The organism is Vibrio sp. SCSIO 43137 (assembly GCF_028201475.1).
In the GTDB taxonomy this organism is placed as follows: domain Bacteria; phylum Pseudomonadota; class Gammaproteobacteria; order Enterobacterales; family Vibrionaceae; genus Vibrio.
Map to the genome: position 1 here is coordinate 1,511,805 of NZ_CP116384.1, position 12,371 is coordinate 1,524,175.

Consider the following 12,371-nt stretch of genomic DNA (forward strand, 5'->3'; position numbering starts at 1 on the left):
CCGCTCCTTATTACTGATACTGTTTGTAAAACTCCAATGCTCTCTGTCGTGCTTCACTATGTTCCACTATTGGCGCCGGGTATTTATGCCCTTCTCCCCTGCTAAGCAGATAGTCATAAGGGAAATGAATAACCTTGTCGGGCACATCATTAAGCTCTGGTATATATCTACGGATAAAGTCGCCGTTTGGATCAAATTTTTTGCTCTGGGTCAGTGGGTTAAAGATTCTGAAGTAGGGCTGGGCATCGCAACCCGTACCGGCCGCCCATTGCCAGCCACCATTGTTAGCACTTAGATCGCCGTCAATCAGTTGCGACATAAAGAACTGTTCGCCCCATCGCCAGTCGATCAACAGGTGCTTGGTCAGGAAACTGGCCACAATCATTCTCAACCGGTTATGCATCCATCCCGTTTGCCTGAGCTGATTCATCGCAGCATCGACAATAGGATAACCGGTTCTGCCTTCGCACCATGCCTGAAAGTGCTCTGGATTGTTGTGCCAGTGCATATTCTGGTATTTGGGTTGAAATGATTTGCCTTTGGAGAGATCAGGAAAATGAAACAGCAAGTGTTTATAAAAATCGCGCCATATCAGCTCATTGAGCCATGCAAAGCCGGGATAGTTTTGATCTTCTATAATTTCAGGTTCCCGCTGTATCAACCGGGTAGTCAGCCAGCGAACACTAATGGCCCCTATAGCAAGATAAGGCGAGAGACCGGACGTTGCCTTGATTCCGGGAAAATCGCGCTTGTTGCCGTAGTCGTCCAGTTTAAACTGCAAAAACTGCTCAACCACTTCACTCATCACTCTGTCGGCCAACGGCCAGCGCGAGGAGTCCTGCATAGGGTAATCGAAATTGATTGCCAACTCAGCTTGGTCAATAAAGCCATCGGATACCTCAGGTGTGAGGCTAAGATCTATCCCTCTCTGGCGCAACTGCTGCAACCACGCCTTTTTAAAAGGGGTAAACACACGATACATCTGACCCTGCTGATTCACCACACTACCGGGAGGAAGAATGGTTTCACACTCTGTCAGAAGCAGATTTATGCCCTGTTTTGCTACCAGATCATCCCTTTGCTCTTCATTCACTCCAGACTCAGTATTGGCAAACACCTGACTGATATTGTTCTGCTGACAAAACTGTTGCAGAACTTCCGCCTGATGACGGAAATCTCTGCTATGCAGATGAATAAGCTCAATTCCGACAGCCGCCAGTTGAGAAGAAAGCAGACGCAAGTGCCTTGCAATAAAATCGGCCTGAACTGGCGCCATATGATGTTTTTGCCACTGTTCAGGAGTAGAGATAAATATCGCTTTGTTTGCACCCTGCTCTAACGCTCGGTTTAGGGCAGGGTTGTCATGAATACGCACATCGCGCCTGAACCAGATAATGGAGTTCAATAACCGTACCTCAGTCTCAGTTCTTTCGGATGCGGAGACAGATAAGTCTGGGCCGCAAGATAAGGGTTTGGATATTCCATCAGGTAGTGATTGATCAGGGTAAGGGGCACCAATAGAGGCGTTAACCCTTGTCGGTACGCTTCAATCTGCTCACTCAGCTCGCGACGTTTCTCTTTGTCGAGCTGCTTTTTAAAATAGCCCTGAAGATGCTGAAGAGTATTAGTATGGCTGCGGCGGGTTGCCTTAATTTTCAGGCCGCTCATCAACACAGTAATGTACTCTTCTGCCACTTGATTAATATCATCAAAAGGGTTCGCCAGAATTCGTCCTGCCTTACGGTAACACTCAATATTATGGCTCATCAGCAGGTACTTATGGCGACTGTGGAACGTCATCAACTTATGAATGGTGAAACCCTCAGCCTTTAAATTTAACCACTTCTGATAGGTGAAAACGCGGCTGATAAAATTCTCACGGATAACAGGATCATTCAGGCGGCCATTTTCTTCGCAAGGCAGCAGAGGGTTCAGTTCCATCACCTGTCTGGCGAACAGACCGACGCCGGTCATTTCCGAACCTTTGCCATCTTCCTGATAGACTTTAACCCGCTCCATACCGCAACTCGGACTCTTAGCACAGAAAATAAAGCCGGCCAAATCATCACATTGACTGCCATAAGTCTGACCAAAACGGGTCATGGACTCGGTAACATCACTGCTACCGTCAGGGCGGGAGACCACTATCATATCCTGCTTAGCTATCTGCCTGATGGTTGGCCTGGGAACGGGTAACCCGACGGCCACTTCAGGGCAGACCGGTTTGAAGTCGACAAATTCAGATAACTCTTCCATACAAAATGCCGAGCGTTTATGGCTCTTATCGTATCTGACCTGCTGACCTGTTACACAAGCACTGATACCAACCTTCATTTTTGTCGTCATGGGAGTCCCTCCCTTATTTATTTCTGTTTATTGTTCAGACTTAGTTAAAAGCCATTTCAGTAAATTAGCTTACCCAACGGATTAAACAACTGGCTGACCCCCTGAGTAAAGTGAAGGGCATCACTGGACACCGTAAGACAGACGCAGCCTTGTTCTGACACCGGGTTATGTGTGTGTTCACCATCCAGCCAGATAAAGTCGCCGCGCTGGTACTCACCCATCTCATCATTGAAGCTGCCCTGAAGCAGCAGGGTAATTTCAAAGCCTTTATGAGTATGAGCCGGAACCGCTCCGCCTTTATCAATATGCAGCAGGCTCATTCTTCTCTCTTCGTCATCGAGATTCAGGCGTGCCCGGGAAATTTTGCCAATCCCTTTCCATTCCGCCATTGGGATAGAGTTAATGGCTCTTGGCAGGGTAATTTGCTCTCCTGCTATATCCAGCTCTGCCGGACATTCAGGCATCATTACCTGCTCATCAACGGGTAAATCCATTATCTGCGCCAACATATCCAAGTCCTGCTCATCTTGCAGATCTGACAACATATCTGCTGAGAAAATCTCTTGTGGCGGAACAGAATCATTACCAACTGATTCCATTTCAAACGCTTCACTAGCAATTTGTTCTGACATTCGGGCAACTGAGCTCTGGCACTCAGAACACATCTCAACATGGCTGGCAACAACCACGGCAACGGATGCCGGCAGATCGCCTTCGACATACTGCTTTAGCAGAGCCTGAGTCGGGTGAAATTTAATCATAATGCTGCTCTCCCATTTGTTGCCGAATCTTTTCCAGAGCTAAACGTAAGCGTGACTTGATGGTTCCTATGGGTACACCAAGCTGCTGAGACAGTTGCTCCTGCGACAGCTCCTGAAAATAGACGCCTTGTACAACGACTCGTTGAGCGTCGGGCAGACTTTCAACCAGTTTTTCCAAATGTCTGGACATCAGATGATCTTTAAACAGCGCTTGCTGGTCATCACGGTCTGCCATTGCCTGCTCCAGCGGCCAGATATCATCACCGAGATTTTGCTCCGTATGACCCTTTGCCTTGCGCAACATATCGAAAGAAGCGTTACGCATTACACTGTAAATCCATGTGGTTGCCGCGCCTTTTTCCTGATTAAACAGCGCCGCTTTTCTCCACACATTGGCCATGGTGTTCTGAACCAGCTCATTGGCCTGACTCTCGTTGTTGTACTGCTTTATGCCAAACCGCTTAATTTTGGGAGCAAAAAACTTAAACAGACGGGTAAAGGCCTGCCTGTCCTGACGCTCTGCTACCAGCGTTAAATCCTGAGACAACTCCGGATGCGATTGTTGGCAGGGTATATTGCTAATGGGACTTCCCCCCGAAACAGGTTCAACTTGTCCTTGAAATTGCTGCATCTGAATCTGACCTTTTCTGATATCCCTACAGCCATTACGAACAAGCAGAGCAAAAGGATCACTTTTTTTCAGATTCTTTTTTACACATCTCTCCAAGGAGTTTTATTAACTGCCCATAATCCAGCTCGTTAACAAATTTTTCCTTCTCATTCAGTGGCAAAGGAACAATTTCAAGCAACCGGGCGCATACCCATTCAGAATAGTCAAAATATTGAGTCTTATAAAGATCTTCCAGCTGGGAGTGAGATTCAAATATCTCTCTTAACAGGGTCGAGAGCTGATGCTGAATCGCTTCTTTCGGCAACGCCAGTTCAGTCTGAAGAACTTCGGCATAATCGGAAGACCAGTGAGGCATTTTCGCCGCCGCGGCAGTGAGTAAGCCATCCTGTTGGTACTCAAAGCCAGACAAACTGACAAGGTGCTCTGCCTGAATATCAATGGTCAGGATCCCGTCTTCTCCCTGATCAAAATCGACCATGGTGACAAAGGTTCCCCAACCGGGCAGAACACCGCGTTTGTCTCTGTGGTAAAGGGCGACCACAAAGCCCTGTGTGTTGTGTAGGTCAGCAATCATCGCAAGGTATCTGGGCTCAAAAATACGTAATGTCTGCATTCCGCCCGGAAGCAGAAAAATCGGCAGGGGAAAGACCGGATACTGATGTAGATCCCTATCTACTTTCCAATCGGTAATCTCTTTTATATCTGACATAAGTGCTGGCTGTCTCAATTGTACTATCGATACTGATAATACGATTCAACCAGAACCTTAGATCACCAGGCTGTTTTAACAGGTGTGACAAAGAGGCCAGCCATATGGAAAAAGCGACCGGATTAACCGATCGCATTTGCTTCTACTAGTTTAATTTAACCGGCGCAACAATATAAGGTTGCCGGAAGTTCTGACTTAGCGATCCATTCAGCCGGAATATCACTCTTACTGCCGGTTTCACTGCAAGCGCCAAAAGCTGCCCCGAGAATAATAGATCTTCCGCAGTTATCTCCGCCGCAAAGAATATTAGTGGTTATGGCCTGCAGGTAATCTTTACTGGTGGACAGGATATGGATTATTACCCCGAAGGCCGCATCTAAGTCACAGTGCATTCCAAGTTGTTGCGCCACTTTTTCGCTGCTTAACTGGCTAAGGGAAATGGCTTCGTCCATCTTCTCCAACACTTTACCACCGGCGATAGCTCTTGCTTTCGTCACCGCATCAGCCGGAGAAACACCCTGCAACACTGAACAGAGAATATCAGTCACAACCAAAGCGCAATCAACGGCAAACTGGTTATTGTTGGTGGCCCGAACCGCTGACTCAACCTGCTCATTAAGCTGCTCATCGGCATAGTGCCTTGCGATTAAGGCAGGAAGTCTGGACAGTGCCGGAAGTTGCTGATCATCAGCGCCACATAAGGTGAGTGGTTGTTCAAACTCTTCTGCTTTGGCGATATTTTGCAGTGTGGTTTTGGTCGGATGGTCGATATAGCCCACCCACTTACCGCCATAATCAAACCATTCCCGGAATGACTGCATATAGTCCGGCAGATCAAACCGGCCGGTACGGGCAATAGAGTCAACCATACTTAATAACTGGGCACCGTACTGAGAAGGCTGACCGGCTCTTTTGCCCTCATGGGCAAAGTAGCCCTTGTCCTGATAGTCGGAGCGATTAGGTGATCTAAAGGTGACATTGTCACCTGCAACAGCTTTGATCTGCTCTTGATCGTAAAGCCAATGGAATCCCATTGAGGCAGCATCGCCCACCAGGGCTCCAAGCAGCATATTGTGAGCACGGCTGTGCATTAAAGTCTGAGGCATAGGTTCTCCGTTACGCACAGAAAGTGCGTCAAATCAAACAACTAATGAGAACCAGTATAGTATAGTCTTATCTGATATGAATTAGCGACATATACCTTCTGCCATTGCCGTTTTTGCAGTGTCGCCGTTATACACTCTTTTTATCAGAAATATCCTGATATTCACCTTCAATAACACTTTCTGAAGGGGCTGTGCCATACTGCCTGCGCAGTTGGCTCTGCATCTTCTTACCTGTAATCAGAGCCGCGATTGTCAGCGGAATAAACATAATCATGCTGAAAACAAGAGCAAACAGACCGGTAAAGATCGCCAGTACAGATAGAACAATTCGATTCATAAAACACCTCTTTGTTTACGATAGCAAGAAGTATACAGAAACCGGTATGAATCTAATATGAACAGCCTGAATAGCTAAATAACCGATTTTAACTGTGCTTCAGATCTTGTCATCGGGGAAATAGCGATAAACAAACCCTCCGCGCCAGAGATGGCGCGGCAGAGCCCCATAGACGGATTTATGCGTGTTTGTGTTCGGTATTTTTTATTTTGAGTCGATAGAAAAAGTTAAGCCGATAAAAAAACAGGCTGAACAATGTCAGCCTGCTTTAGAAATTATGTACGCTCAAACTACTCGTCGGAAGACGGGGCAGGCTTTGACGGTTTCTTTTTAGGAATAAACACATCATCACCCACTGAAACATTCTTGTAGAAGCTGCTGTCCCGTTTAACCGGCTTTTTAGCCACTTTCTTAGCCTGTTGCTTCTTCTTATCTTGTGGTTTGCCTTTTCCTTTAGAGCCCGGTTTGCGCGGCTTAAGGCCTTTAAATTTACCTTTCAGCCCTTCCAGTTCAGAGAACTGAATATCCTGATGCAGGAAGGTTTCAATACGTTTAAAGCTATCCCAGTCTTTCGGGCCTACCAGAGAAATAGCGGTTCCCTTGTTGCCTGCACGACCGGTACGGCCTACACGGTGAACATACTCTTCTGTATGCTTTGGCATGTCAAAGTTGATTACATGAGTAACGTTTGAGATATCCAGCCCTCGGGATGCGATATCCGTAGTCACCAGAATCTTAAATACCGCACGCTCAAACTGGCTCATAATGGTATTACGCTGGCTCTGGTTCAGATCACCGCTAAGTGCCATCGCTTTGAGTTTTTTCTCGTTCAGAACCTTAGTCAGTCTCTCTGTATCTGATCGCGTAGCAGTAAAGATAATCACCTGACGGTATTCGGCCTGCTCTATGATTCTGTCCAGAATCGCTTCTTTATGATCCAGATGGTCACAAAGATAGAAAGATTGCTGAATATCCTTATGCTCTGCGCTGGCTGAACCAATAGTGATGCGCTTAGGATCATTCAACATCTCCATAGCGATATTGATCACCTCAGTATGTTCAAGTGTTGCCGAGAACATCAGAGTCTGGCGGCGACGGTGTTTTGCCGCTTTATGGATGCGTCTTAGTTCAGGGGCAAAGCCGAGATCCAGCATACGGTCAGCTTCATCCAGAATCAGGGTATCCAGACCATCTAAAAACAGTGAGCGATGTTCCAGATGATCAGCAAGGCGTCCCGGAGTCGCAACAATAAATTTAGGGTATTTACGCAGCGCTTTTACCTGATCATTAAAATTTTCACCGCCGACAATCAGGGCACCAGTATACGAGAGCCCACCCAGCATGCTGCGTAGTTCACCATATACCTGTTTAGCCAGCTCACGGGTGGGAGCCAGAATAACAGCCCGTGGGTCACGTGCTGAAAATGATTTTGTTTTCAGTGCCTTATGCAGCATTGGCAAAACAAAAGCCAGAGTCTTACCAGAGCCTGTTTTTGATGACGCCAGCAGATCTTTACCAGCAATGGCAACGGGAATTGCCTGCTGTTGTATGTCTGTTGCTTTCTGAAACGCAAAGTGATTCAGGTTTTTAAGCAGGCGGTTATCAAGGCCTAATTCTTTAAACTGCAAAGTGTGCTCCAACTTCTGATGGTCAATACGGGGAAAAAATAGCCCGCTATGATAGCGTGAAAAGCCTGTTCAGGCTAGAAAATCCGTAATCTCAGGCAAGCTTATCTTTAGGGAAACTCCGCTAACCTCTGTGTTAAATTTCACAACCACACCACGCTTTATTGAGATACTTCAATCTTTGTTCAGATTATTGAGCTCAAGATATTGATTGTTCTATTGATCGGACTATATTGGGCTACACTATGAATGCAGAGTTATATGCAAGGAACAAGGAGTTCAAATGAATAAAAAAGTATTGTTGGCAGCTGGTATCAGTTCTGTAGTTCTGTTGTCCGGTTGTGCTTCTGGCCCTGATGAAGAAACCATGAGCCAGATCAGCGCCCTTAACGGTAAAATCGATCAACTTAGTCGTGAAGTGGCTTCCCTGAGACAGAGCCAGTCCCGTACAGATATGAAAGCGCTTGAAGCACAAAAAGCAGCAACAGCCGCTCAGGAAAGTGCTTTCTCAGCTCAGGAAGAAGCGATCCGCGCTAACGAGCGAATCGACAATATTGCCCAGTCTTACACTAAGTAATAGATTTTGTTGAGCTACAATAGCCGCTCCCGTCATAAGGCCGGAGCGGCTATTTCTATCGGCACTCCACTCTGAACCAGCAATGCTGCTTTTGCCTTAGTCATAGAGATATCAAACTCCATCATCCACCACTCCAGCTCCTGAGGCATTACCAGAGGATCCTGCTCACCATTACTTTTGGTCAAAGGTTCATGTACTTCCATAAACACGCTGCGATCAGGTTCCAGTGACACCTTAACGGGAATATTGACCACTCTTACCTTATCTTTACGTTTTACCTGACTAAACAGCCACTCAATATCAACCGGCTCCATACGGATACAGCCGGAGCTTACCCTAAGGCCAATACCAAAATCGTGGTTGGTGCCATGGATCAGGTAATCACCGGCACCATGGGCTAACCGGAGAGCAAACTCACCCAACGGGTTTTCAGGGCCTGCCGGCACTACTTCCGGCAGTTCAATCCCTTTTGCCAGCATTTCAGCACGAATGGATTTTGGCGGTGTCCAGGTCGGGTTGGGGATCTTCTCATTGATATAAGAGCTCATTTCCGGGGTATCGCGGCCAATTCTGCCGATACCGACCGGGAAAATATGCACCCGTTTTTTATCTTTATCAAAGTAATAGAGACGCAGTTCCGCGAGGTTAATAACAATGCCCTCGCGATCTTCTGTGGGCAGAATAAAGCGGGAAGGAATAGTAAGAACAGTACCTTCCTGCGGAAGAAACGGGTCAATACCTCTATTGGCAGCCATAAGGGAGAGCAAGCCAACATCATAGTCTGTCGCCAGCACGGCAAAAGTTTCACCCTTTTTTATCACATGATGCTGTACACGCCCGACCATCTGACTGCCGTCTTCAGGTAGCAGATAACTTGCAGACAAAACAGGAAGAGCAGTGACCATACTAAACATTAGCAACAAACGGGATAACATTCTGAATCTATAACCTTGTTAAAGTAACTAGCATCAGTCTTAAGGCTAACCCGCTTACGCTTTTATCTCAACTCAACCCGGTTTCACAATTAATACAATCATCTTGTTTATACAACAACAGACATAGTATATTTTAATTGATATGTCGTGCTGTTCTGTCAGTTAGGTAAATATGAAGAAAGTGATATCAGTCGTCTGTTTACTCTTTTCAGCCAGCGCTGTCTGTCAGAACTCACCGTCTGTGCAACAGGACGATAAGCTGCCAAATATTTCCATGCCGCAATTTCGTGATATCGATATTAATAACGACAGTCAGATTTCAAAGGAAGAGTTTGAGCGCTTTCAGCATGAGCGTCACTTCAGAATAAAGCAGTTAAATCTGGGTGGCGCCCATTACAAACCAAACAAGCCCTCTTTTGAACAGCTGGATTTTGATAGCAACCAAGTAATAGATGAACATGAGTTCACCCAGCACCAGATCAATCAAAGAGCCGTAAAACGTGCTAAACAGAACATTAAGCTGAATTAAGGGCTGCCAGCGCTGAGAAATGCACCTTTTTGCAGAAAGTGAATGGATTGCTCAATGACCTTGCGGTTCTGCATCATAAAAGAGTGAGTCACCGGCAACACCAGATGAGCTTTCATACCTTTTAAGCGGGTACTCTGAAGAGAAACTTTGCCATCGTTGGGTTTAGGCAGCAGGCGGGAGAGTAATAAGTTCACGGTACGGCTACCGGCAATCACCCCTAACTCAAAGTCAGCATCACCCAGCCTGTTTGGCACGCTATGCTCTGATGTGCCCAGTTGCAATCCGGCCGGGCCATTGATCAGCTTAAAACCGGGCACCCCACCTAAAACATCAACGATTTCACTGCCTTGATTGGGCGGCCCCAACATAACCACTCGACCCAGGTTCTCAATTGGTTTTTGAGAGAGATATTGCCTGAGCAATATGCCCCCCATAGAGTGAGTAACAAAATGCACCCGTTGCGCTCCCTGACACTGACTAAGGGCAGCAGAAATGGCATCATCAGCCAGAACTTCAATCGGGTATCTGGTAGAGGGATAATTAACATTTACCACCCGAAAACCACTACGGTTCAGCACCCTTTCCATACGCCAGAAACTGCGACGGGTTCGCGCCAGCCCATGTAGCAACACAACATAATCCTGAGGTCTACTCATCCAGATATTCCCACGTCTTAGCACCATCAAATTTTCGCACAGGAATGGCGGATATCTGTTCCGGTTCAGACATTCTGAAGTTTATCGCCACCTTTTTAACCGGAGACTTCTCAGTAGAAGTGTAATGGGTAATACATCCGCAGCGACGACAGTGATGAAACTTAATATAACCGTCCCCCCACTGATATGAGCCAACGCCTTCGCCCCCTAATGAAAGTTCAACTTCAGATACACTGTAGTAACCCCACAAGGTGGCATAACGACGGCATACAGAACAGTTACAACTGGTCAGGGTTTGCGGAAGTTGCTCAACTGACAGTTGTACATTTCCGCAATGGCATTGAGCTTTAAACATATCTCTCTCCTTAAGACGTATAAAAAGTGTGGCGGTACTAAATCATTTTACAGTGTAAATAACCTGTTGTTTAAACCGGCAGTTCACACTCTCCGTCAGCAGTGATTTGCAGCTCCCAACACCTCTGCATTGCAGAGATATTCAAAGGCGCATACAAATGGGGGTAAAGCTGACCGTTATCTTCAATACCCGCAGGTGCTTCATCGATTAACTCGCCCTTTAACTTCTCTTTATCCAGTTCAAGTAGCCATATCCCCTTCTGTCCGGCCAGAAAGTGTTTAATAACAAACGTCAATTGCTCCCGGTAAGCCAGATGGACAAAACCCTCTTCAGTAAGGGAAGCCGGGCTGTGCTCTCCGGTTTCTCTGGCTCTGTTCAGGGAGGCGTGATCAATCAGATGGTAAACTTTTTTCATTGGTATATACCCAAGTGACCTCAAGATGCAGTATTCAGAGCTGCATCAAGGTGTTCAGTTCAAGGAAGATAACTGTAGGAATGGCACTCCCTTTCAAAGTTATCTGACACAGAAATGGGCGCATTGATGCGCTCCCCAAGGGCGAGTTATATTGGCTCCTGCTCTGTGTTACTGATTCTAACCGTAGAATGACTATGGCTTCAAATCAGTGCCTTGATCAGAAGCCAATATATTCTCGCTGAAAAAGCATCTTGAGGTTACTTGGGTATATTGCTATTAACCGGCACGGCTGCCGTCAGGAACAGGGGCTTCAGGCATTGCCAGAACCGGCGTTACCTTATCTTCGTAACCGATATCAAACAGCATCCCCTGTGACAACTCACCAGCCATTTTTCTTTCAGGAAGGTTAACCACAAATAGCGCCTGCTTGCCTTCTATCTCCTGTGGATTGTCCCGCTCCTGTTTGATACCGGCCAGAATTGAGCGTTGATGATCGCCAAAATCTACCGTCAGTTTCATCAGTTTGTCTGATTTTGCTACCTCAGTAACAGAGACAATAGTGCCGACCCGGATATCCAGCTTAGCAAAGTCATCAAATGTAATTAGTTCTTTAATTGGTGCAGGAGTCATACTATACCTCTGATTTAAATAAATAATTCAGAAGTAAACTATCAAATAGATTAAGGCCGGAACAGGCTTAACGTCTAATTATCGGTAAAAATAATATCGCCGTAGTAAGCCGTTGCATTCTGTTTGCTGTCGTCACTGTCGGTCATAATGGCGATGGCATCAATATAGCGGTAGGCGTCGCGGTTTTCTTCTTCACTGCCTTTATCACCGAATACCTGAATCAGATCCTGATAGAGATTTCTTTTTTCGCTGAACCACATGTTCAATGCATCACTTTCACCGCGGACAGCCATCATTTTGGCTTTCTCACCGGCATAAGCGTTGTTCCATTTAGAACCTTTAGGTTGATTGCTCGACCAGACATAATTCAGGGTACGGGTATTCCATATCGCCCAGCTACTGCCTATCACAACGTAGAGGCGGGCAGAGTAGTCATCACCACTTTTGATGCGCTCATTCAGCGGCGACATTTGATTCTCAATTTTCCAGCTCCAGTTAATATAAGGCGTTTTCAGCAGATCAACCTTCTCTTCCAAAGCCAGAATTGAAGCACTTTGCCGGCTGGTTGCCTTTAACACAAACTGATCCTGCTGACGGATAATCTGATAATCCGTTGCACCATTGAACTCTTTCTCTTTCCAGCGGCTTAAATCATTCTGGCTAAACTGAGATACATTAACTCGCTCCTGTGCGCTGACAATCAATGCAGGCAGAGCTAAACAGAGTGTGGCAACCGTACGGAACATATTCTCTCCTGTG

At 46.4% G+C, this 12,371-nt stretch carries 16 protein-coding genes; 2 read left to right on the top strand and 14 right to left on the bottom strand.

Annotation, left to right across the window (positions count from 1 at the left end):
- Nucleotides 1-10 precede the first annotated feature (10 nt).
- The 8 genes from phrB to PK654_RS22745 all read right to left on the bottom strand — a co-directional run bounded on the left by phrB (nucleotide 11) and on the right by PK654_RS22745 (nucleotide 7,530).
- Entirely contained in the window at nucleotides 11-1,405 is a 1,395-nt protein-coding gene (gene phrB, locus PK654_RS22710) for a deoxyribodipyrimidine photo-lyase (RefSeq protein ID WP_271699800.1), read from the bottom strand.
- Entirely contained in the window at nucleotides 1,402-2,346 is a 945-nt protein-coding gene (locus PK654_RS22715; RefSeq protein ID WP_271699802.1) for a YbgA family protein, read from the bottom strand. Before PK654_RS22715 ends, phrB begins: the two co-directional genes overlap by 4 nt.
- A 56-nt stretch (nucleotides 2,347-2,402) precedes the next feature.
- Nucleotides 2,403-3,107: a ChrR family anti-sigma-E factor gene (locus tag PK654_RS22720; protein ID WP_271699804.1), complete on the bottom strand. Its 705-nt coding sequence runs from the start codon at nucleotides 3,105-3,107 to the stop codon at nucleotides 2,403-2,405.
- Nucleotides 3,100-3,738 (bottom strand): sigma-70 family RNA polymerase sigma factor, encoded by a 639-nt coding sequence (locus tag PK654_RS22725; protein ID WP_271699805.1) that lies wholly within the window; start codon nucleotides 3,736-3,738, stop codon nucleotides 3,100-3,102. Before PK654_RS22725 ends, PK654_RS22720 begins: the two co-directional genes overlap by 8 nt.
- Before the next feature lie 58 nt (nucleotides 3,739-3,796).
- The gene (locus tag PK654_RS22730; RefSeq protein ID WP_271699807.1) at nucleotides 3,797-4,447 is read right to left on the bottom strand and encodes an LON peptidase substrate-binding domain-containing protein; all 651 of its coding nucleotides are present in this window, start codon (nucleotides 4,445-4,447) and stop codon (nucleotides 3,797-3,799) included.
- A 155-nt stretch (nucleotides 4,448-4,602) separates the two neighbouring features.
- The gene (locus PK654_RS22735) at nucleotides 4,603-5,553 is read right to left on the bottom strand and encodes an ADP-ribosylglycohydrolase family protein (RefSeq protein WP_271699808.1); all 951 of its coding nucleotides are present in this window, start codon (nucleotides 5,551-5,553) and stop codon (nucleotides 4,603-4,605) included.
- A gap of 127 nt (nucleotides 5,554-5,680) precedes the next feature.
- Nucleotides 5,681-5,890: a hypothetical protein gene (locus PK654_RS22740; protein WP_271699810.1), complete on the bottom strand. Its 210-nt coding sequence runs from the start codon at nucleotides 5,888-5,890 to the stop codon at nucleotides 5,681-5,683.
- Between the two features lie 290 nt (nucleotides 5,891-6,180).
- Nucleotides 6,181-7,530 carry a DEAD/DEAH box helicase gene (locus PK654_RS22745; protein ID WP_271699812.1) on the bottom strand — a complete coding sequence of 450 codons (1,350 nt, stop codon included), beginning with the start codon at nucleotides 7,528-7,530 and terminating at the stop codon, nucleotides 6,181-6,183.
- Between the two features lie 268 nt (nucleotides 7,531-7,798).
- Between PK654_RS22745 and PK654_RS22750 the strand changes: the two genes are divergently transcribed.
- Nucleotides 7,799-8,092: an Lpp/OprI family alanine-zipper lipoprotein gene (locus PK654_RS22750; RefSeq protein ID WP_271699814.1), complete on the top strand. Its 294-nt coding sequence runs from the start codon at nucleotides 7,799-7,801 to the stop codon at nucleotides 8,090-8,092.
- A gap of 32 nt (nucleotides 8,093-8,124) precedes the next feature.
- Here the strand turns inward: PK654_RS22750 and PK654_RS22755 are convergent, their stop codons facing one another.
- Entirely contained in the window at nucleotides 8,125-9,027 is a 903-nt protein-coding gene (locus PK654_RS22755) for a L,D-transpeptidase family protein (RefSeq protein WP_271699816.1), read from the bottom strand.
- 172 nt (nucleotides 9,028-9,199) lie between these two features.
- On the opposite strand from PK654_RS22755, the gene PK654_RS22760 reads away from it, so the two are divergent.
- Entirely contained in the window at nucleotides 9,200-9,556 is a 357-nt protein-coding gene (locus tag PK654_RS22760; protein WP_271699818.1) for a hypothetical protein, read from the top strand.
- Here the strand turns inward: PK654_RS22760 and PK654_RS22765 are convergent.
- From PK654_RS22765 to PK654_RS22785, 5 genes are all read right to left on the bottom strand, one after another.
- On the bottom strand, nucleotides 9,553-10,212 hold the full coding sequence (locus tag PK654_RS22765; protein ID WP_271699820.1) for an esterase/lipase family protein: 660 nt from the start codon (nucleotides 10,210-10,212) through the stop codon (nucleotides 9,553-9,555). The two genes, PK654_RS22760 and PK654_RS22765, sit on opposite strands and share 4 nt — an antisense overlap.
- Nucleotides 10,205-10,567 (bottom strand): GFA family protein, encoded by a 363-nt coding sequence (locus PK654_RS22770; protein ID WP_271699822.1) that lies wholly within the window; start codon nucleotides 10,565-10,567, stop codon nucleotides 10,205-10,207. Before PK654_RS22770 ends, PK654_RS22765 begins: the two co-directional genes overlap by 8 nt.
- A 70-nt stretch (nucleotides 10,568-10,637) precedes the next feature.
- The gene (locus PK654_RS22775) at nucleotides 10,638-10,982 is read right to left on the bottom strand and encodes a DUF952 domain-containing protein (protein ID WP_271699824.1); all 345 of its coding nucleotides are present in this window, start codon (nucleotides 10,980-10,982) and stop codon (nucleotides 10,638-10,640) included.
- Nucleotides 10,983-11,258: 276 nt separating this feature from the next.
- Nucleotides 11,259-11,612: a tRNA-binding protein gene (locus PK654_RS22780; RefSeq protein ID WP_271699825.1), complete on the bottom strand. Its 354-nt coding sequence runs from the start codon at nucleotides 11,610-11,612 to the stop codon at nucleotides 11,259-11,261.
- Between the two features lie 74 nt (nucleotides 11,613-11,686).
- Nucleotides 11,687-12,358, bottom strand: a complete 672-nt coding sequence (locus PK654_RS22785; RefSeq protein WP_271699826.1) for a DUF3047 domain-containing protein — start codon at nucleotides 12,356-12,358, stop codon at nucleotides 11,687-11,689.
- Nucleotides 12,359-12,371: the final 13 nt, after the last annotated feature.

Coding starts and splice junctions, on each gene's coding strand:
- PK654_RS22780 (WP_271699825.1), bottom strand. CDS start 11,612: ATGACTCCTGCACCAATTAAAGAACTAATTACATTTGATGACTTTGCT.
- PK654_RS22770 (WP_271699822.1), bottom strand. CDS start 10,567: ATGTTTAAAGCTCAATGCCATTGCGGAAATGTACAACTGTCAGTTGAG.
- PK654_RS22740 (WP_271699810.1), bottom strand. CDS start 5,890: ATGAATCGAATTGTTCTATCTGTACTGGCGATCTTTACCGGTCTGTTT.
- PK654_RS22725 (WP_271699805.1), bottom strand. CDS start 3,738: ATGCAGCAATTTCAAGGACAAGTTGAACCTGTTTCGGGGGGAAGTCCC.
- PK654_RS22720 (WP_271699804.1), bottom strand. CDS start 3,107: ATGATTAAATTTCACCCGACTCAGGCTCTGCTAAAGCAGTATGTCGAA.
- PK654_RS22765 (WP_271699820.1), bottom strand. CDS start 10,212: ATGAGTAGACCTCAGGATTATGTTGTGTTGCTACATGGGCTGGCGCGA.
- PK654_RS22735 (WP_271699808.1), bottom strand. CDS start 5,553: ATGCCTCAGACTTTAATGCACAGCCGTGCTCACAATATGCTGCTTGGA.
- PK654_RS22760 (WP_271699818.1), top strand. CDS start 9,200: ATGAAGAAAGTGATATCAGTCGTCTGTTTACTCTTTTCAGCCAGCGCT.
- PK654_RS22715 (WP_271699802.1), bottom strand. CDS start 2,346: ATGACGACAAAAATGAAGGTTGGTATCAGTGCTTGTGTAACAGGTCAG.
- PK654_RS22755 (WP_271699816.1), bottom strand. CDS start 9,027: ATGTTATCCCGTTTGTTGCTAATGTTTAGTATGGTCACTGCTCTTCCT.
- PK654_RS22750 (WP_271699814.1), top strand. CDS start 7,799: ATGAATAAAAAAGTATTGTTGGCAGCTGGTATCAGTTCTGTAGTTCTG.
- PK654_RS22785 (WP_271699826.1), bottom strand. CDS start 12,358: ATGTTCCGTACGGTTGCCACACTCTGTTTAGCTCTGCCTGCATTGATT.
- PK654_RS22730 (WP_271699807.1), bottom strand. CDS start 4,447: ATGTCAGATATAAAAGAGATTACCGATTGGAAAGTAGATAGGGATCTA.
- PK654_RS22775 (WP_271699824.1), bottom strand. CDS start 10,982: ATGAAAAAAGTTTACCATCTGATTGATCACGCCTCCCTGAACAGAGCC.